We start from the raw sequence: 17642 nt of genomic DNA, 5'->3' as shown, positions 1-17642 counted from the left end.
ACACCTGCGCGCGGCGGACCTCGCCTCGCGGTGGTGGGAGATGACGGGGAGCACACGTGCAGTATCGGCCGGAAGTTGTCCGCGAAGGCGACCGTTACCGGGGTCGACGACGGGCAGACGTCCCGTCCCGGCGCAGGTACACCGCAGTGCTGGCGACGGCGGCGGCAGGTGCGGGAGTCGTCGCGTTCGCCACGGGCGCCGCGGTCGACGACGCGAAGGGCGACGCCGCCGACAGCGCGGTAGCCGCGTACGTCCAGACCGGCGGCGCCACCAGTGATCGCGCGCAGGCCGCGGACCGTGCCAACCGTGCCGAGCGGACCACCGAGACCACGGCCGAGAGCACCGACACCTGGAAGCTGCCGCTGCACGACTACGACCTGGCCGCCGGGTTCAGCACCGGGGCGGGCCACTCACGCCACGGCCTGGACCTCACCGGGCTGCCCGAGGGCACGCCGTTCGCGGCGATGCGGGCCGGCACCGTGGTGCAGGCGGGCTGGAACGGCGCGTTCGGCAACTCGGTCATCATCGACCACGGCGCCGGCGTGCAGACCGTGTACGCCCACGCCAGCCACGTCCTCGTCAAGCGGGGCCAGCAGGTCGAGGCCGGCGAGGCGATCGCGCTGCTCGGCAACACCGGCCTGTCCCGCAGCGTGCACCTGCACCTGGAGCTGTACGTCGACGGCGTGCTGCAGGACCCGCTGTCGTGGTTCAAGGAGCGCGGCGTCGACTTCGAGCTGGAGATCGAGGCGCTGCCCAGCTGACCGCCGGGCGGAGCCGTCAGGCGGCGAGCTTGGCGAGCAGTTCCTTCATACGGCGGATCTCGATCTGCTGGTCGGCGTTGACCTCGCGGGCGAGCCGGTCGCTGGCCGGTTCGATGCCCCCACCGGCCTGGTAGAGCTGGTCGACCATGGTCACCGCGCCCTGGTGGTGCCGGATCATGTAGTCGAGGAAGAGCCGGTCGAAGTCCGGGCCGTCGGCGTCGGCCAGCCGCGTCAGGTCGCTCTGGTCGAGCATGCCGGGCATCAGCTCGCCGTGGCCGACGTGATTCGCGTGCGGCGACGGCAGCGCTTCGCGGCGGTCCGTCAGCCACCGCTCCATCAGCGCGATCTCGTCCTGCTGCGAGATCGTGATCCGCTCGGCGAGCTGGGCGATCTCGGTGCTCCGGCTGCGGCCGGCGACCAGCGCCGTCATCTCCAACGCCTGCCGATGGTGCGGGATCATCTTGGCCATGAAGGCGGTGTCCGCCGCGTTGTGCGGCGGCGCGGACAGCCCGGCGACGTCCGCGGGGGAGAGCGTGCGCGCGGACTGTCCGGGCGCGCCCGGCTGGACCACGCGTAGGGTCGGCGCGGCCGTGCCCGGGGCGGCGTCGTCACCCGGCAGCAGGACGATCAGGGCCACCGCGACACCGGTCGCGACGGCGGCGGCCACGGCGGCGATGGCGAGGCGGCGGGAGCCGAGCATGGTCAAGACGGTAGCCGATGTGCGGCCGCGCGGCGACCGTCCAGCGTGGGCCGGGTCAGCCGCCGTACGGGCGGGTGATGATTTCGAGGTTGTGCCCGTCGAGGTCTTCCCAGTAGAGGCCGCGGCCGCCGTCGTTGTGGTTGATCTCGTTCGGCCTGCTGTGGAACGGGTCGGCCCAGAACGTCAGGCCGCGGTCGCGGATGCGGGTCCAGATCTGGTCGAACTCGTCCTCGGTCACCAGGAACGCGTAGTGCTGCGTGCGGATCGGTCCGTCGGCGCGCACGACGTCGAGGGATACGCCGTTGGCCAGGGCGACCACCCGGAACGGGCCGTAGGTCGCGGCGGGCGCGAGGCCGAGCAGGTCGGTGAGGAAGTCCGCGCTCCGGTCGCGGTCGGCGGCCATGACGATGGTGTGATTGAGCTGTACGGGCATGACGTCCATCTTGCCCGAAACGCGGAGGGGGCGGCCCGCCGAAACCGGTGGGCCGCCCCCTGCGCTTTGCGTGCCGTGCTCAGTCGAGCGTGGCGCACTGGCCGCCGGCGGGGCCGTTGACCGTGTTGGCCGCGCCGAGGTTGATCGGCGCGGGGGTGTTGCCGGAGCAGGCGAGCGGGCCGTTGATCGTGCTGTCGGCGATGATCGGCTCGACGCCGGGCGTGCTGCCGCCCGACAGTGAGACCGGCCCGTGCACGGTCGTGTCGACGACCGCCACGCTGCCCGTCGCACCGGAGACGGCCACCGGGCCGCGGACGGTGCTGTGGTAGAGGTGCACCGCGGCCGCCGACGACGCCGACACCGGGCCGGAGATCGTCGAGTCGATCGCGAGCAGCGTCGCGCCCCTGCGGACCGCGACCGGGCCGTTGACGGTCGCGCCGTCCAGGCAGGTCACACCCGAGACCGTCAGCGAGCCGTTGTGGCGGCCGTCGATGGTCGTGGTGCAGGTGCGGGCCAGTTGGTCGAAGCGCGCCCGCGCCACCGCGAAGCTCGGCGCCCAGGTGAACTTCGTCTGGTGCTGGGCGTTGAACTCGGGCAGCTGGATCTGCCGGGCCGCGGCGATCTCCGCCTCGGTCAGGTGGACGCTCGGCTTGAGGCCGAACACGTCGAGGCCGCGGGCGATCTCACTGCCGTAGACCGCGCCGTTGTACCAGTACGCGGACCACATGCCGCCCAGCACGAGCGCGGTGGCCGAGATCGGGCCGCGGTCGAAGAACGCGATCTCCTTCGGGTGCGCCGAGTCGGTGTAGTCGACCAGCGAGATGCCGCCCTGGTACCAGGCCTGGGCCATGATGTCGCGGCCGGGCACCGGGATCAGCGAGCCGTTGTGCGCGACGCAGTTCTCGGTCAGCGTCTGGGGCACCGGCAGCTTGTAGTAGCTGCGGAACTCCATCTTGCCGTCGACGATGTCGAAGACCGCGTTCGCGCCCCAGCTGGCCTGGTCGGTCGGGCGGCACCGGGCCCCCGTGCCGCCGCCCCACTCGTCGGTGAAGATGACCTTCTTGCCGTCGTTGGTCAGCGTCGCCGAGTGCCAGTACGCGAAGTTGGGGTCGGCCACCTCGTCCAGGCGCACGGGGTTGGCGGGGTCGGAGATGTCGATCAGGATGCCGTTGCCCTCGCATGCGCCGGCCGCCAGCCCGACGGCCGGGTAGGCGGTGATGTCGTGGCAGGCGTCCGTGATGGGGGTGGGACCCCAGTTCGCGCCCGACGGGTGCGTCGGGGCGGGCGGCGTGTTCTGCAGCCCGTCGACCGCGCCGGTGTCCGGGTCGGCGAACAGCCGCGGACCGCTGACCACCGCGGCGGCGGCCGGGTCGGCGACCGGGACCTTGATGACGTCGATGCGCCAGCGGGACGGGTCCTCGCCGTTGGCCGGGTTGTTGTTGCAGCCCGCCATCGTGGCCACCGGTCGCACCCCGGCGGTGCCGGAGACGTACACGTAGACGTTGGCCGGGTCGTCGGGGTCGGTGACCACCGAGTGCGTGTGCGAACCGCGGCACAGCTGGACGGCCGCGACCTGGGTCGGCGTGGTGATGTCGCTGATGTCGAAGACGCGCACGCCCTGGAAGCGCTCGCCGATGGTCGGGTTGGTGCCGCAGTCGACGCGGGCGCGGCTCTCCTCGACCGACATGAACAGCAGGTCGCCGTAGACCGACACGTCACCCTGCCCGCCCGGGCAGACGACGCTGGTCACGACCGACGGGGCGGACGGGTTCGCGATGTCGACGACGTTGAACCCGTTGAAGTTGCCCATGATCGCGTAGTGGCCGGTGAAGGCAAGGTCCGAGGTGACGAAGCCGAAGTCGCCGGGGTTGGCCGGATTGACGAAGCCCGGTGGTTTGTCGAGGTTGGCGAGGTGTTCGAGATTGCCGATCGCCGACTGCGCGTCGAGCCAGCCCGCACCGAGTCCGATGCGGGGATCCGGTTCGTCGGCATGAGCCGCGCCCGGCGTCAGTGCGGCGATGAGTAGGGTGGCCGCGCCTGCGGCCAGCATGCGGTGGATGGTGCGTCGTGGAGTGGTCGGCATGTATCGCGCCTCTCTTGTGGAGGGGGCTCAACTCGGCGCGGCGTGTAATGAGTGGGACGGTCGCCGCACCTCACCGGACGGTATCGAAGGGGGGCGATCGGGGCAAGAGGGCCGGCGGCCTCGCCTCCCACCAGGCAAGCCCCTGCATTAGTCTGCGCTGACTCATGGTGCGGTGATCGTTCGCATCTCGGCGGGGGAGGCACTGGGTGGATACGGAGATCATCGAGCTGGGCGAGGTTCGGGCCGGAGCGGAGCCATCGCCTGGCCGGAGCCGGCCGGTCCGAGGCCTCAGGCCGCTGGCCGCGGTGATCGCGTTGCTGTTCACGGGCGCGCTGGGGGCCGCGGCGCCGATGACGCCGATGTTCACGCAGCTCGCCGACGTGGCCCTGGGCGACGTCGACGGGCCGGTCACCGGCGGCGTCGATGTGGCGGGCGACCTGCTGCTGGTCCGCAACAGCCAGGCGGTGTCCGCGTACGACATGAACAGCGGCGCGCTGCGCTGGCGGCTGCCGGCCTCGGCCGGCCGGGGGCGCGACATTCAGGTCGCGGCGCAGGTCCCCGACGTGCTGGTGATCAACGAGGACTTCGCGGACGGCAGCACCTCCTCGTCCGCTGTGGACGCGCGCACCGGAGCCGTGCGTTGGAGCACGCGGCAGTACGTCTGGGTGATCGGCGAGTACGCCCTGGACAGCCCGCCCATCATGATGTCGGCGGAGCCGGGGGGCGAGCTGTCCGCGCCCGCGCCGACGGAGATGATCGTGCGCGACCTGAGCACCGGCCGGGTGCGGTGGGTGCTTCGAGGTGAGCCGTACGCCGCGGTCGACGAGGAGGCGCTGGAGGCGTGGTCGGTCTCCGAACGGGGCGAGTTCACGGTGCGCGATCTGCGCGACGGGCGGGTGCTGCGCACCGGCACGGCCACGTTCCCGCCCGGCAGACCGCTGCTCGCCACGGTGTACGGCGGGATGCTCGTGCTGTCGGCCACCCTGCCGAACAGCCAGTACATGGAGACCCGTTACGACACCCGGACGCTGCGCAAGATCGACGTGAGCGGGTCGCTGACGCGTTTCGCGTGCGGCGACTACCTGTGCGAGGTGGCCGACGACGGCGGCACGACCTCCCCGCTGGCCGTGCTGGACCGCGACACCCTGGCCGTGCGCTACCGGCTGGCACCCAACCTGCATCTGCTGCCGAGCGCGCAGGGCGCGATCACGGTCTGGACGGACGGGGCGCTTGCGCTGGGCGCGACCGCCGACCGGCTGATCGACCTGGCCGACGGTGCGACGCTGCTCGACCTGGAAGGCTGGCGCGTACAGCTCTCGTCCGACGGGAGCCGGGACGCGCTGCTGCTGCGGTCGACCGCGAGCGGGATCCAACTCTCCGCGTCCGACGACGGCACGGTGCGCCGCCAGGACACGCGGCCCGAACTCGGCCGCTACCAGGTCGCGCGGATCGAGGACGGGCAGGTCCGGCTGCTGGGTACGCTGCCGCCCCGACTGAATCGCTGCTTCCACACCCGGCAACGGATCGCCTGCGTCCACGACGGCGACCGGCTGGGGGTGTGGAGCGTCGCCGCGTCGGCGTACTGAGCGATGCCGCGCGAGCGGTGCCCAGGTGAGGCCGGTCCCACCTGGGCACCGTCCACGGGTTTCAGTTCGGGTTGGCGGCGTGGGTGAGGGTCTCCCAGGCCACGAACAGGTTGTTGGTGCCGGCCGGACGCTGGTTGAGGGTCAGCGTCTGGGTGTTGGTCATGCCGATGCCGAGCCGGAAGTTCAGCGCGTTGAAGCCGACCTCGGTGACCGGGCCCAGGCCCAGGTGCAGGCTGCCGCCGCACAACCACGACGGCGCGGCGGTGCCGAGCTGGTACTTGCTGTGCAGGCCCAGGGCATGGCGCAGCCGGTCAGTGAACTCCGGGTAGAGGTCTTGGCCCTGGATGCGGCTGGTCTCGGCGATGTGGGTGGCCGAGGAGATGCCGTATCCGGTGTGCGTGAAGTCGCGGCAGGTCTCCTGGGAGAGTCCGTCGACGAAGGTGCTCTGCCCCTGCCAGTAGGTGATGATCTCGCTGGGGGTGTCGATGCCGCCGCCGGGGCCGTACGGCACCGCGCCGTCGGAGGCGAGGTAGAAGTAGGCGCGCATGCGGTTGCGGAACCTGGTCACGGCCCGGTCGTAGGCGCTGCGGTCCTCCAGGAAGACCGCTATGCCCATGGTGGCCTCCATCATGGACATGTCCCAGTTGCCGTTGCTGGTGGTGTTGCCGTTGACCACCTCGGGCAGGTACACGTTGCGCAGCATGGTGGCGAAGCGGGTCGCGTTGGGCCAGCCGGTGTAGGTGTAGCGAATGATCTCGGCGGCGCGCGGCCAGGTGGACCCGGCCCAGGCGGTCTGCAGCGGGGCGTTGCTGTTGGTGTGGTCCACGATCACCGCCGACCAGGCGTCCATCAGCTGGATGGCCTTGTCCGCGTAGCGGTTGTCGCGGGTGATGTACCAGGCCAGAGCCATGGTGTACGCGGCGATCGCGTCCTCGCGCTCGTCAGTGCAGCCGAGGTTCGGGTTGGAGTACGAACCGCACTCGACCACGGCGCGCGGTTTCGGCGCGCGGGTCAGCGAGGCGTACCGGCTGCCCATCATCTGGTCGTAGGCCTGCCGCCACGGCTGGGCGTTGCTGTTGACCTTGCTGCGGACGAAGTCGAGCTGGGCGCGGCTGACAAGCACGCCGGGGTGGGCGAAGGTCGCGGGAGCGGCCTCCGCGCGGCGCTGCGGCCCGGCGGGGACCACGGCGAGCGTGGTGCCGACCAGGGCGATCAGCGCGGTGGCGAGGGCGAGCGGCATCCGCCGTCGGGTGTGGAGCATCGGCGTCCTCCCGGAAGTCTCCAGGGCTCGGGAGCGGCCAAGCCGTGAACTGTAAGGTAACTTTCCTTACTAAACAGGGCTGATCCGGAGACTGTCAACACCCTCGATATGCCGTCGTCGATACGTGCTGTCAGGCCGCTCGCATGGCGTCGAGCAGCCCGGCGACGCCGACGGTGGCGAAACCCACCCGGGCGTCGCTCGCGCCGTAGGGCATCCACAGCTCGCCCCGGTGCAGCAGCCCGCCGCAGGAGTAGACCACGTTGGGGACGTACCCGTCGCGGTCGGCCTCCGCCGGAGCCAGCAGCACGCCCGGCAGCTCGGCGACGACCCGCTCCGGCCGGTGCAGGTCCAGCAGGATCGCTCCGATGGCGTACTGCCGCATCGGTCCCACGCCGTGCGTGAGCACCAGCCATCCCGCGTCGGTCTCCAGCGGCGAGCCGCAGTTGCCGACCTGGATCAGGCTCCAGCTGCGTCCGGGCCGCAGCAGGGGGACGGGTTCGGCCCAGCGGTTGTCGCCGTCGAGCGCGGTCAGTCCGAGGGTCTCGCCGTCGGCCCGGCAGAGGGCCAGGTGACGGCCGTCGATGGTCCGGGGGAACAGCGCCACGCCTTTGTTGCGGGCGCCCGGCCCGCGCATCGGGGTCACCTCGAACCGGGTGAGGTCGGCGCTGTCGAGCATTCGCGACGCGATCTGCCGCCCGTCGTACGCCGTGTAGGTCGCCCGGTAGGCCGCCTCGCCGTCCGCACCGGTGACCCTGACGAAGCGGGCGTCTTCCATGCCGTTGCTCTCCGACGGGTTGTTCGGCCACAGCACCCGCCCGCTGAGCGGCACCTGCTCCGGGAAGACCACCGAGTAGCCGTCGGCGACGGTACGGCGCAGCTGCTCCATCGTGCGCTGCGCGGTGGCCCGATGCAGCAGGTCGGGCGGGATCGACGCCAGCGTCCGCTCGAACTGCTGGTCGTCGAAGCGTTCCGGCAGCAGCCCCAGCACGGTGGCGCAGACCTCGTCGTCGTAGGCGCCCTCGTCCAGCCCGGCGGCGAGCAGGTCGCGCCGGTGCAGCACACCGACGCGCGCCCCGACGGCCAGCGGGCCGGGTCGCGGAGCCAGGGCGAGGTCCCGGCCCGGTCCGAGCACCGCGGTCGCGAACCCGATGGAGGACAAGTGGCCCTCGCCGATCTGCCGCAGGCTGACCGCGACCCGCAGCTGCCCGTCGGCCAGGCCGGACTGGTCGGGATGCGGCACCATCGACGGGTTGCACAGGGCCGCGCCCTCGACGGCGTACTCGTGGCTGAAGAACGCGCCGATGAGCGTGCGCATCGTGTCGGGTAGTTCACGGTCCGGACTCACCCGGTGCCTGACCAGGTCGAAGTGGTGCCGGAAGGTGGCCGCCAGCTCGTGATGACGGCTGCCGTAGCCGTCCATTACCTCGTCCAGCAGCTGCGCGGCGGACCGGTCGTCGAGGGCGGTGATCCGCTCGACCAGACCGGAGGCGCGGGTCCGCGCGAGCGCGGCGTCCTCGCCGGGCACGAACAGTTTCACGATCACGCGCCGCGGGTCGGGGGAAAGCGTGACGTCGTGCCTGACGGCGAGCTCGGCGGGCGTCATGCCGGCACCTTCGCCCGCGCGTGCTGCAGCGTGGACAGCAGTGCCAGCGTCGACTCCGCGCCCTGGTTGAGATTGGGGCCGTACGCTGTCAGCCCGTCGTAGCCGCCGCCGGTGTGCTCGTCCCACATCACCGCACCGGTGTCGTTGACGCCCAGGAACCAGGCGACGGTCCGATCCAGATCGACCTCCCAGGCCCGGTCCCCGGTCACCGCCGCGGCGGTGGCGAAGGCGTCGGCCAGCGCGGCGACCTCGATCGGCTGCTGATCCCGGCCGGCGCGCTCCTCACCGCGCGCCCAGCCACCGGCCGGGACGACGCGCAAGCCCCGCGGGCCCGACTGCACATCGCGTATCCAGGCCAGCAGGTGAAGGCCCGTGCCGAGTGCGGTGTCGTCCCCGCGCGCGGCCGCGTCGGCGATGACGACCTCCGCGAGCGCCGCGTTGGCGTACGTCAGCCGGGGCAGCGGCCACGGCCAGTCCGGATCCGCGCCCGGTGGGCCGACCGCCGTGGCGGCGTCGGACAGCAGCGCGGCCGCGTCGACGTCGCCCGGGTCCGCGCGCAGCACCTCCGCCGCGCCCAGCCCGGCGAACGCCATGGCATGCGGGTAGGCGGACCGCTGCGACGTGCCGAGCCTGAAAGCGTTCAGGGCGGAGTCGCGTATCCAGGGCACCGGGTGGCGGGCCGCCGCCGTGCCCAGGCCCCACAGCGCCCGTCCCCACCAGTCGCCGAGCCCGGCCGGGTCGGCCCAGCGCCGGTCATGGCCGAGCCGGTTGTGGAACGCCCCGGTCTTGGCCTGCGCGTGGTTGAGGAAGGTCAGGTAGCACTCAGCCAGCCGGACCAGCTCCGCCGAGGGATCGGCCTCGCGGCTGGTGACGACGAGCCCGCGGGCGACGTCGTCGGTGCAGTAGCCGTGCTCACGGCGGGCGACGGCGAGTCTGGCGTGCTCGAACAGGCCGGTGTCGTCGGTCAGCCGGACGAGATGGGCGAAGTTCGGTTCGGGGACCTTCACACGGCGGCCGCGGTAAGTGCCCGGTCGGCTGCCAGCAGCCGCTGCGCGAGCGTGGCATACCGGTCCGCGACGGCGGGCCACAGCATGGCAGGGCCGGGCACGCCGCCCAGGCCCGCGGCGTCGGGACTGGTGAGGATCGCGCGGACGGCATCGGCCATGGCCGCGGCGTCGCCGTGCGGCACCAGGACGCCGGGACCGCCGGTCAGCAGCTCGACGGCGTGCGGGAAGCGGGTCGCCACGACGGGGACTCCCGCGGCGACCGCCTCGATGAGCACACCCGAGGTGACCTGTTCCCGCGAGTCGTAGGGCAGCAGCACCACGTCCGCGGAGCGGATCAGGCGGCCCAGCGACGCGTCGTCACGGTACACGGGGTCGAAGCGGACCGAGTCCGCGATGCCGAGCACCCGGGTCAGCTCGACCAGGCCGTCGCGGTACTGCTCGCCGTGCTGTTCGAGCACGCGCGGATGGGTCTTGCCCGCGATGGTGTACACCGGCCGCTGCGGCAGGTTCCGGAGCCGGCCCATTGCCCGCACGGCCCATTCGATGCCCTTGCCGGGCCCGAGCAGTCCCCAGGTGAGCAGGTGCGGGCGCGAGCCTTTGACGGCGGGGGCGGCGGCATGGTCGTGGGCTCCGTGCGGGATGACGGTGACCTTGGCGGGATCGACGTCGTAGCCGGCCGCCAGCCGGTCCCGGGCGGTCGCGGTCATGACGACCACGGCGTTCGCCGCCTGCGCGACCTGTTCGAGCACCGACTTCTGCCGGGCGGTGGGGGCCGCCAGGACCGTGTGCAGCACCACGATGCTCGGCACGGTGAGCTGGTTCAGCATCGGCACCACGTCGTGGCCGTCCGCGCCGGGGTAGATGCCGTACTCGTGCTGCACGACGGCCACGTCGAAGTGGCCGAGGGCCTTCGCGGCGAGCTGCCAGCCGCCGGCGTCGTCGCTGGACCAGGTGTGCACGACCTTGGGATCCGCGGCGCCCGGTTCCCGGGCGGCGGTGACGCGCACGATGCCGCCGGGCATCCCGTCCGGGCACAGCGCGGCCGACAGGGCGGAGTTGAACGTGGCGAGCCCGCACGCGGTCGGCGGATGGGTGCTGACAAAGCCATAACTGGTGGGCATTGATGATGCCTTCCGGTTCATCGGCGTCCTTCCACACGGGAAGGCGGCCTCACGCGGTGAAGGCGTCCGCTCGGCCTGCGTGTGCGGCGAGCGGTCCGGGTCTCCCGGGACGTCGCCCGGGAACCACATTGCACCCTTTCGGGCGTCTCAGCATCTCGACAGTAGCAGTAAGCAGAGGTCAATCGACGATCGTGTGATACAGCCGCAGGTAGTCGTCGACCATACGGTCGGCGGAGAACCGCTCCCTGGCCCGGTCACGGCAGCGCTGCCGATCGATGTCGCCGATGCGGGACACGGCCGCCACCGCCTGGCTGACGTTGTGCACGAGGCGCCCGGTCACGCCCTCGTCGACGACTTCGGGCATCGAACCCCGGGCGTACGCCACCACTGGTGTGCCGCAGGCCATCGACTCCACCACGGCGAGCCCGAACGGCTCGGCGAAGGCGATCGGATGCAGCAGCGCCGCGGCCGACGACAGGATCTCGCCGCGCTGCTCGGGTCCGACCGAGCCGAGGTAGACGACCTGCTCGCCGTCGACGTGCGGCAGGACCTGCTCCTCGTGGTAGCGCTGGTCGGCGACGATGCCGCAGATGGTCAGCGGCAGCCCGGCCCGCCGCGCGATCTCGATCGCGGTCCGGGTGCCCTTGTCGGGATGCACCCGGCCGAAGACGACCAGCCCGTGCCCGGCTGCGGACCGGTATGGGAACTGGTCGAACGCGATGCCGTGGTAGATCGTCGCGGCGTAGTCGAGGTCGGGGGAGCGGTCCGAGTCGGAGATGGACACGTACCGCGACCGGGCGCGCGCGTATGCGGGCAGGATCGCCGCGCCGGAGAACCCGTGCACGGTGGTCAGCAGCGGCGCGCGGCAATGCTGCGAGAAGGCCAAGGGCAGCCAGTCCAGGTGGTTGTGCACCAGGTCGAACTCCGCCGACCGGCCGAACGCGTGCGCGACGTGCATCGCCTCCCAGACGCGGCCGTCCATCGCCGGATCCTCGGCGTAGCCGTGGGCGCACACGCCGTCGAGGGTCGCCGCGGTGCGCGAGTCGAGCGTGGCGAACAGGGTGACGTCGACGCCGCGAGCCGTCAGGCCCTCCGCGAGCAGGCTGGTGACCTGCTCCCACGGCCCGTAGTGGTGTGGTGGCGTACGCCAGGCCACCGGTCCTAGCAGGGCTACCTTCACGCCGACCTGGTTCGAGGCATGCGGCTCACCCTACGGGACCGCGCGACCGCGGCGCCGCGCGGAGGCGGAGCGGGCCGCGCTGATCAGTCCGGGACCTGGTGGATCACGTTGCCGCCGATCGTCACGATCATCTAGGGTGCCACGGGTGCCATCCACTTTGTCCGGACCGTGCCGTGCCGGCGTGAACCTTCGAGGAGCCTCCCCCATGCGCCGTACCGCCGTCTCCGTGCTGCTGGCCCTCACGATGCTGGGCGCGGCAGCCTGCGGTGACGAAGCCGCGCCGCAGGCCGTGCCCTCGGCTGCCCCGGCGAGCAGCGCCGCCGCGGACCCGGTCGCGAGCCTCGCGTTCGCCTGCGAGGCCGCCGACGGCCTGTACGCCACGCTCAACAAGCAGACGCAGGCGCACATCCAGCGCGGCTTCGCGGCGGAGAAGCGCGGCGACACGGCGACGGTGGCCAAGGAACTGGCGGCGCTGGAGCCGATGTTCCTCGCCGTGTCGGCGAAGTTCGGCGAGGCGGCGGACCGGGTGGACGACGCCGAGGTGGAGCTGGCACTGAACGACCTGGCCGACGCGGCGTCGACGGCGGCGTCGTTCACCACGTTCGCCGAGTTCGGCGCGATGCAGCAGTTGACCGTCTCCGCCGAGTTCGTCCTCATCCGCAAGTGCCGGTACTCCGGGTACAAGATGGTCAACCTGGTCTGACGCTGTCACCGGTCAGACCGCGGTTTCACCGGACCGCGTGCGCGGCGATTTCAGCCGATATAATATTGAATGTTAAGCGGGAGTGGGAGGGGGCGAATAATGCAGATTATTTCGGTCAGTCCCATTGACTGGGCGATCGACATGATGGATGGTGCGAAAACCGTCGAGGACGTCCAGACCGCCCTGCGATGCAGTGGGCGGGCTGCGGTGCAGGCTCAGGGTGTGACCGTCGTGCAACTTGAGGACGGCCAGTGCCATTACCTGTGCGAGGACGCGATGAGCCCGCTGTGGCAGGGCCAGCGCTTCCCCGCCACGTCGTGCATCAGCGGATGGGCGATGCTGCACGACCAGACCGTGGCCATTCCCGACATCCGCGCCGACGACCGCATCCCGCAGGCCGCCTACCGCCCGACGTTCGTCCGCAGCCTGCTCATGGTGCCCATCCGGGTCGCCGGTGTGCCGGTCGGCGCGATCGGGGCCTACTGGGCGGATCTGCACCGGGCGACCGCCGGCGAGATGGCCGTGCTGGAGCGGCTCGCGGAGGCGGCGGGCCGGGCGCTGGCCAGGCTCTCGGCGCCCGCCGGTCGTACGTGCGCCCTGGCCGTCTGAGGCCGGAACCGGACCCCCGCGGCGGCGTGGATGACCGCCTACGAGCCAGACGTGTCCTCCCCGCCGCGTGAGCGGGCCGACGCGGACAGGGTGCTGCGCGACGTCGCGGCCGAACTGGCCGTGGCCGCGAGCGCCGAGGACGTGGTCGAGGCGCTGGACCGGGCCGTCACCCGGCTCGTCCCGGCCGGTTCGCCGCACGAGTTGCGCATCCTGCTGCCGGAGGACTCTGCCGGGTCCGCCGACCGGCTGCCGGGCCGGGACGAGGTTGCCGGGCTGGTCCTGATCGAGGTGGACACGCCCCGATCGGGGTTGGTCGGCGTCCTGCTGATCGATCGCGCCACCGCGGCGACACCCCACCTGCGGCTGGCCCTGCAGGTCATGTCGGCACAGGCCGCGCTGGCGGTGGAGAGGATACGGCTGGCCGCGGAGGTCAGCCGCTACCGGAGTTTCCGTGAGATCGAAGCGTTGATGGAGCAGACCCGCGACGTGGTGCTGATCATCGACGAGGACGGCTGCATCCGGTACGCGAGCCCGTCGGCGCGGCACGTTTTCGGCACCTCTGCGCTGCTCCATGCCAGGCTGCTCGACTTCATCGACGTCACGCAGCGACCGGCGGCCGAGTTCCTGCTACGGCACGTGCGCTCCGGCGGCGCCGGTGCGGGGGAGAGCCGCGCCGACTGGACCGTCCAGGCGCTGGACGGCAGGACGCCCATGGTCGAGGTCGCCTGCCGGGAGCTGTGCCCGGCCGGTCCGGCCCATGATCTGGCGCTCACCCTGCACGACGTGACCGCGCAGCGGCGGCTCGAACACGACCTGACGGACCGTATGTTCCACGACGCCGTGACCGGCCTGCCCAACCGGATGCTGTTCGCCGAGCGCACCGAACACGCGTTCGCCGCCGGTGCCGGCCTCACCGCGGTGCTGCTCGTCGACCTCGACGACTTCAGTTCCGTCAACGACAGTTTCGGCCACGCCGTCGGCGACGAGGTCCTCCACACGATGAGCGAGCGATTGCGGGACGTCGTCGGCGGCCACGGGGTCGCCGCCCGGTACGGCGGCGACGAATTCGCCGCGCTGATCCAGGACGCCGACACCGCGGCAGACGTCGAGCGCGTCGCGGCCCGGCTCTGCCGATCACTGGCCGAGCCGATGCGGACCAGCGGCGGAACGGTCGTGGTCTGCGGGGCGAGCATCGGGGCGGCCACGAGTGCGCCGGGCGGCAGCGCACACGAGCTGCTGCGCAACGCGAATCTGGCACTGCGCGCCGCCAAGAACGCCGGCGCGGGGCAGTGGCGCAGTTACGAGCCGTCGATGACCGACCAGGCGCGGCAGTCGGAGCTGCGCGCGGCCCTGGGCGCAGCCGTCGACGGCGAGGAGTTGCTGCTGGAGTACCAGCCGATCGTGGCTCTTCGTACCGGCCGCACGGTGGGCTTCGAAGCGCTGCTGCGCTGGCAGCATCCGACCTGGGGCCGGCTGCTGCCGGGCGAGTTCATCGAGATCGCCGAGGAGTCGGGGCTCATCGTCCCGATCGGCGAGTGGGTGCTCGCGGCGGCCATGCGGGCCGCGGGCCGGTGGCGCGACGCGGCGCGGGCACGCGCTCCGTACGTGAGCGTCAACGTCTCGGCCCAGCAGTTCCGGTCGGACGGCTTCGTCGACACCGTCGTGGGCCTGCTCGCGCAGACCGGGCTGCACGCGCACCGGCTCGTCCTGGAGATCACCGAGAGCCTGCTCCTGCGCGACGACGACAAGGTGTGGCACGCGCTCGAACTGCTCCGGGCCAGGGGAGTGCGGATCGCCATCGACGACTTCGGCACCGGCTACTCCGCGCTGGGCTACCTGCGGCAGATCCCGCTGGACATCGTGAAGCTGGACCGGCTGTTCGTCCGCGGGCTCACCACCTCCCGGCGGCAGCGGGACCTGGTGGAGGGCATCGTCACGCTGACCCGGGCGTTGAGCCTGGACGTGGTGGCGGAGGGCATCGAGACCGAGCAGCAGCGCCAGGGCTGCATCGCCACCGGCTGCACCTACGGTCAGGGTTACCTGTTCGCCGTTCCCATGCCGGAGACCGACACCGTCGGCTGGCTCGCCGAGGCACGTCGCGCCTCGCCGCCCTAGCGTTTCCGGTTTCGTCATTAAGGTCCCATTTGTTCGGAGTCTAGTGCTGGGGCATCCTGGGGACGATGGTCGCGGTTCGGAGGCGGTCTCGTATGTTCACCGACGCAAGCTCCGGCACTGCGGCCGGCGAGGATTCCAGCCCGCGCGAGCGCGCCCGCGCCAGGGCGTGGATCTGGTACGCCGGGGTGTCGCTGGCGCTGCTGGCGGCATACGCGGCGACCGCCGGGCACGGCCTGACGCAGGCGATCATATTCACCGGTTCGAGCCTGGCCGCCGTCGTGGCGATCCTGGTCGGCATCCGGCTGCACCGTCCCACCAGCCCCGAGGCGTGGTACCTGCTGGCGGCGGGGCAGGCCGCCTACGTGGTCGGCAACGTGGGCTGGTACGTCGTGGCGGCCGCGCAAGGCAGACCGACCAGTTTCCCGTCGCCCGCGGTGGACGTCTACCTGGCCTCATACGTGCTCAGCGGGCTCGCGCTGCTGCAGCTCATCCGGGCCCGGCGGGCCGGCGGGGACTGGTCGGCGCTGCTCGACGCCCTCATCGTCACCATCGCGTTCACCAGCGCCAACTTCGTACTGGTCGTCGCGCCCCTGCTCGGCGCGTCGCAACTGTCCTGGTACGGCCAACTGCTCGCCGGGATCTACCCGTTCCTGGACATGATCTTCTTGGCGCTGGCGACCAGGCTCTTCTTCGGCGCGGGCAGTTCACGGCGTGCGCTGGCGCCGCTCGCCGCGTGGGCGGCCGCACTGCTCCTGGCAGACCTGGCCTACGGCCTGCGGAAGGTGCAGGGTATCGGCGCCGACGGCGACTGGCCCTTCTACGGCTACCTGCTGTCGTTCCTCTTCGTGGGCGTGGCCGCGCTCCATCCGTCGATGCGGGACGTGACCGCGCACCGGGAGCGGGCCCCCGACGCCGGCCGCGCTCGGCTGGTCGCCCTCGGCCTGTGCGGGCTCGCCGTGCCGGCGCTGGTGGTCGACTCGGTCCGGCACGGGCAGGAGCTTGAGCCCATCGTGCTCGCCTGCGCCTCGGCGGTCATGTTCGTCCTGCTCATGCTGCGCGTGGGCGACCTGCTCACCAAGATCGTTGCTGCGGCCCGCCGCGAGCAGGGCCGGCTCCAGCAGTTTCTCGAGGCGATACCCGTCGGGGTGGACGTCCGCGACGCCGGGACCGGCCGGTCCGTGTACGCCAACCAGGTGGCCGGCCGGATCCTCGGCTACGACCCCGGACTGGTCCACTCACCGGCCGAGCTGCCCCACCTGTACACCAGTGGCACCGGCGAGCCCTATCCGCCGGACCAACTGCCGGTGACCCAGGCCCGGCAGGGCCACGTCGCCGCCGTCGAGGACATGGAGGTCGACCGCGACGCCCAGCGCCGGCAGCTGCGGGTGGTGGCAACGCCGATCCGCGACGGCAGGCAGGTCAGCTATGTGCTGACCGCCTTCGCCGACATCACCGACGAGCGCCGGATGGCCGAAGAGCTGCGCCAGCTCGCGGTGATCGACGAGCTCACCGGCGTCAACAACCGCCGCGGTTTCCTGCTCGCCGCCCGCCAGGAGCTGGCCCTGGCCGAGCAGGCCGGCCGACCCGGCGTGCTGCTGTTCGTCGATCTCGACGGCCTCAAGGTCATCAACGACACCTACGGGCACGGCGTCGGCGACCACGCTTTGGAAAGCACCTCCAAGCTGCTGCAGGCCAACATCCGACGGCGCGACGTGCTGGGGCGCATCGGCGGCGACGAGTTCTGCGTGCTGCTGACCGAGGCGGGCCGGGCCGCCGACGTCGACCTGTGGACCGGGCGGCTGCGCGAGCAGGTCACCCGGCACAACGAGACGAGCCGCCAGCCCTACCGGCTCGCGCTGACGGTCGGGGCGACGTTCGTCGACCAGGACGCCCCGAACACGATCGAGGACCTGATCGCCCGCGCCGACGCGGCCATGTACCAGGCCCGGGAGCAGTACAACGGCCAGGACTTCCAGGGGCCCGTACGCATACTGCGGCTGATCGAGGACACGAGGCCGACCGGGGCCCCGTGACCTGCGCACCGACCACCACGGAACCCGCGCGACCGGCGTTGCCCCGCCGCGGCCTTACCGGACGGTAAGACCAGCCTGTCCCGCCGGCCCGGAAGTGTCACCTCGCGGCCATATCGCCGGTCATCGACCAGCCGACATATCTGTTCTCGGCAGCCGGCGCCCGCCGGCTCGACGACATGACCGTCTCCGCCGCGGAGGTGCGCGCCGACGAACCCCTCCTGCACGGGCAGGCCCCGACGGGCCAGGAGTTCCTGCGGCTGACCTTCTCCGCCACCAACGACACCGCCGCCGGGTTCGCCTGGGTCTTCGACCGCGACCTGCACCTGAGACTGCCCGACGGCACCGTGGTCGCCACCGCCGACAACTGCGGCCGCGCGCAGATCTACCCGCGCCGCACGCCACCGCCATCGGTGGGCTCGCCTGCTTCCTCGTGCCCTCCCCGGTGAG

Annotated in this window: 15 protein-coding genes; 7 read left to right on the top strand and 8 right to left on the bottom strand. The window is 71.8% G+C overall.

Going from position 1 to position 17642, the window contains the following annotated elements; translation table 11 throughout:
- Positions 1-146 precede the first annotated feature (146 nt).
- Positions 147-761, top strand: coding sequence for a M23 family metallopeptidase (locus AB0B35_RS07235; RefSeq protein WP_361041860.1), 615 nt, complete (start codon positions 147-149; stop codon positions 759-761).
- A gap of 16 nt (positions 762-777) precedes the next feature.
- On the opposite strand, the gene AB0B35_RS07230 is transcribed toward AB0B35_RS07235, so the two are convergent.
- From AB0B35_RS07230 to AB0B35_RS07220, 3 genes are all read right to left on the bottom strand, one after another.
- Complete coding sequence (locus AB0B35_RS07230) at positions 778-1461, bottom strand: DUF305 domain-containing protein (protein ID WP_361041857.1); 684 nt, start codon at positions 1459-1461, stop codon at positions 778-780.
- Between the two features lie 55 nt (positions 1462-1516).
- On the bottom strand, positions 1517-1894 hold the full coding sequence (locus AB0B35_RS07225; protein WP_361041854.1) for a VOC family protein: 378 nt from the start codon (positions 1892-1894) through the stop codon (positions 1517-1519).
- A 79-nt stretch (positions 1895-1973) separates the two neighbouring features.
- Positions 1974-3977 carry a hypothetical protein gene (locus tag AB0B35_RS07220; protein ID WP_361041852.1) on the bottom strand — a complete coding sequence of 668 codons (2004 nt, stop codon included), beginning with the start codon at positions 3975-3977 and terminating at the stop codon, positions 1974-1976.
- A gap of 206 nt (positions 3978-4183) precedes the next feature.
- Here AB0B35_RS07220 and AB0B35_RS07215 point away from each other — a divergent pair, with 206 nt between their 5' ends.
- A complete protein-coding gene (locus AB0B35_RS07215) occupies positions 4184-5563 on the top strand; it encodes a PQQ-binding-like beta-propeller repeat protein (protein WP_361041849.1) in 1380 nt (459 codons plus the stop codon).
- Between the two features lie 61 nt (positions 5564-5624).
- On the opposite strand, the gene AB0B35_RS07210 is transcribed toward AB0B35_RS07215, so the two are convergent.
- From AB0B35_RS07210 to AB0B35_RS07190, 5 genes are all read right to left on the bottom strand, one after another.
- Positions 5625-6824 carry an alginate lyase family protein gene (locus tag AB0B35_RS07210; protein ID WP_361041847.1) on the bottom strand — a complete coding sequence of 400 codons (1200 nt, stop codon included), beginning with the start codon at positions 6822-6824 and terminating at the stop codon, positions 5625-5627.
- 130 nt (positions 6825-6954) lie between these two features.
- Positions 6955-8427: a glycoside hydrolase family 130 protein gene (locus AB0B35_RS07205; protein ID WP_360526572.1), complete on the bottom strand. Its 1473-nt coding sequence runs from the start codon at positions 8425-8427 to the stop codon at positions 6955-6957.
- Positions 8424-9434 (bottom strand): glycosyltransferase, encoded by a 1011-nt coding sequence (locus AB0B35_RS07200; protein WP_361041845.1) that lies wholly within the window; start codon positions 9432-9434, stop codon positions 8424-8426. The genes AB0B35_RS07205 and AB0B35_RS07200 overlap by 4 nt, the downstream gene beginning before the upstream one ends.
- Entirely contained in the window at positions 9431-10555 is a 1125-nt protein-coding gene (locus AB0B35_RS07195) for a glycosyltransferase (RefSeq protein WP_360526566.1), read from the bottom strand. Before AB0B35_RS07195 ends, AB0B35_RS07200 begins: the two co-directional genes overlap by 4 nt.
- A gap of 178 nt (positions 10556-10733) precedes the next feature.
- A complete protein-coding gene (locus AB0B35_RS07190; protein WP_361041843.1) occupies positions 10734-11735 on the bottom strand; it encodes a glycosyltransferase family 4 protein in 1002 nt (333 codons plus the stop codon).
- A 205-nt stretch (positions 11736-11940) separates the two neighbouring features.
- On the opposite strand from AB0B35_RS07190, the gene AB0B35_RS07185 reads away from it, so the two are divergent.
- The 5 genes from AB0B35_RS07185 (at position 11941) to AB0B35_RS07165 (ending at position 17641) form a co-directional block, all read left to right on the top strand.
- A complete protein-coding gene (locus AB0B35_RS07185) occupies positions 11941-12438 on the top strand; it encodes a hypothetical protein (RefSeq protein WP_361041840.1) in 498 nt (165 codons plus the stop codon).
- 69 nt (positions 12439-12507) lie between these two features.
- Positions 12508-13047, top strand: a complete 540-nt coding sequence (locus tag AB0B35_RS07180; RefSeq protein WP_361041838.1) for a GAF domain-containing protein — start codon at positions 12508-12510, stop codon at positions 13045-13047.
- Positions 13048-13077: 30 nt separating this feature from the next.
- On the top strand, positions 13078-15162 hold the full coding sequence (locus tag AB0B35_RS07175; RefSeq protein ID WP_361041836.1) for an EAL domain-containing protein: 2085 nt from the start codon (positions 13078-13080) through the stop codon (positions 15160-15162).
- Between the two features lie 92 nt (positions 15163-15254).
- Complete coding sequence (locus AB0B35_RS07170; protein WP_361041834.1) at positions 15255-17195, top strand: sensor domain-containing diguanylate cyclase; 1941 nt, start codon at positions 15255-15257, stop codon at positions 17193-17195.
- Positions 17196-17371: 176 nt separating this feature from the next.
- On the top strand, positions 17372-17641 hold the full coding sequence (locus AB0B35_RS07165) for a hypothetical protein (protein WP_361041831.1): 270 nt from the start codon (positions 17372-17374) through the stop codon (positions 17639-17641).
- The last annotated feature ends 1 nt before the right edge of the window (position 17642 follow it).

It is taken from the genome of Catellatospora sp. NPDC049133 (assembly GCF_040648455.1).
Taxonomy (GTDB): Bacteria; Actinomycetota; Actinomycetes; order Mycobacteriales; family Micromonosporaceae; genus Catellatospora; species Catellatospora aurea.
Note: the sequence above shows the minus strand (reverse complement) of the source record. Positions and strands in the feature narration are given on the sequence as shown.

What these genes read in the sequence shown, in the direction of transcription:
- AB0B35_RS07230 (WP_361041857.1), bottom strand. Translation starts at nt 1,461, where the DNA reads ATGCTCGGCTCCCGCCGCCTCGCCATCGCCGCCGTGGCCGCCGCCGTC.
- AB0B35_RS07225 (WP_361041854.1), bottom strand. Translation starts at nt 1,894, where the DNA reads ATGCCCGTACAGCTCAATCACACCATCGTCATGGCCGCCGACCGCGAC.
- AB0B35_RS07220 (WP_361041852.1), bottom strand. Translation starts at nt 3,977, where the DNA reads ATGCCGACCACTCCACGACGCACCATCCACCGCATGCTGGCCGCAGGC.
- AB0B35_RS07210 (WP_361041847.1), bottom strand. Translation starts at nt 6,824, where the DNA reads ATGCTCCACACCCGACGGCGGATGCCGCTCGCCCTCGCCACCGCGCTG.
- AB0B35_RS07205 (WP_360526572.1), bottom strand. Translation starts at nt 8,427, where the DNA reads ATGACGCCCGCCGAGCTCGCCGTCAGGCACGACGTCACGCTTTCCCCC.
- AB0B35_RS07195 (WP_360526566.1), bottom strand. Translation starts at nt 10,555, where the DNA reads ATGCCCACCAGTTATGGCTTTGTCAGCACCCATCCGCCGACCGCGTGC.
- AB0B35_RS07185 (WP_361041840.1), top strand. Translation starts at nt 11,941, where the DNA reads ATGCGCCGTACCGCCGTCTCCGTGCTGCTGGCCCTCACGATGCTGGGC.
- AB0B35_RS07180 (WP_361041838.1), top strand. Translation starts at nt 12,508, where the DNA reads ATGTTAAGCGGGAGTGGGAGGGGGCGAATAATGCAGATTATTTCGGTC.
- AB0B35_RS07175 (WP_361041836.1), top strand. Translation starts at nt 13,078, where the DNA reads ATGACCGCCTACGAGCCAGACGTGTCCTCCCCGCCGCGTGAGCGGGCC.
- AB0B35_RS07170 (WP_361041834.1), top strand. Translation starts at nt 15,255, where the DNA reads ATGTTCACCGACGCAAGCTCCGGCACTGCGGCCGGCGAGGATTCCAGC.
- AB0B35_RS07165 (WP_361041831.1), top strand. Translation starts at nt 17,372, where the DNA reads ATGACCGTCTCCGCCGCGGAGGTGCGCGCCGACGAACCCCTCCTGCAC.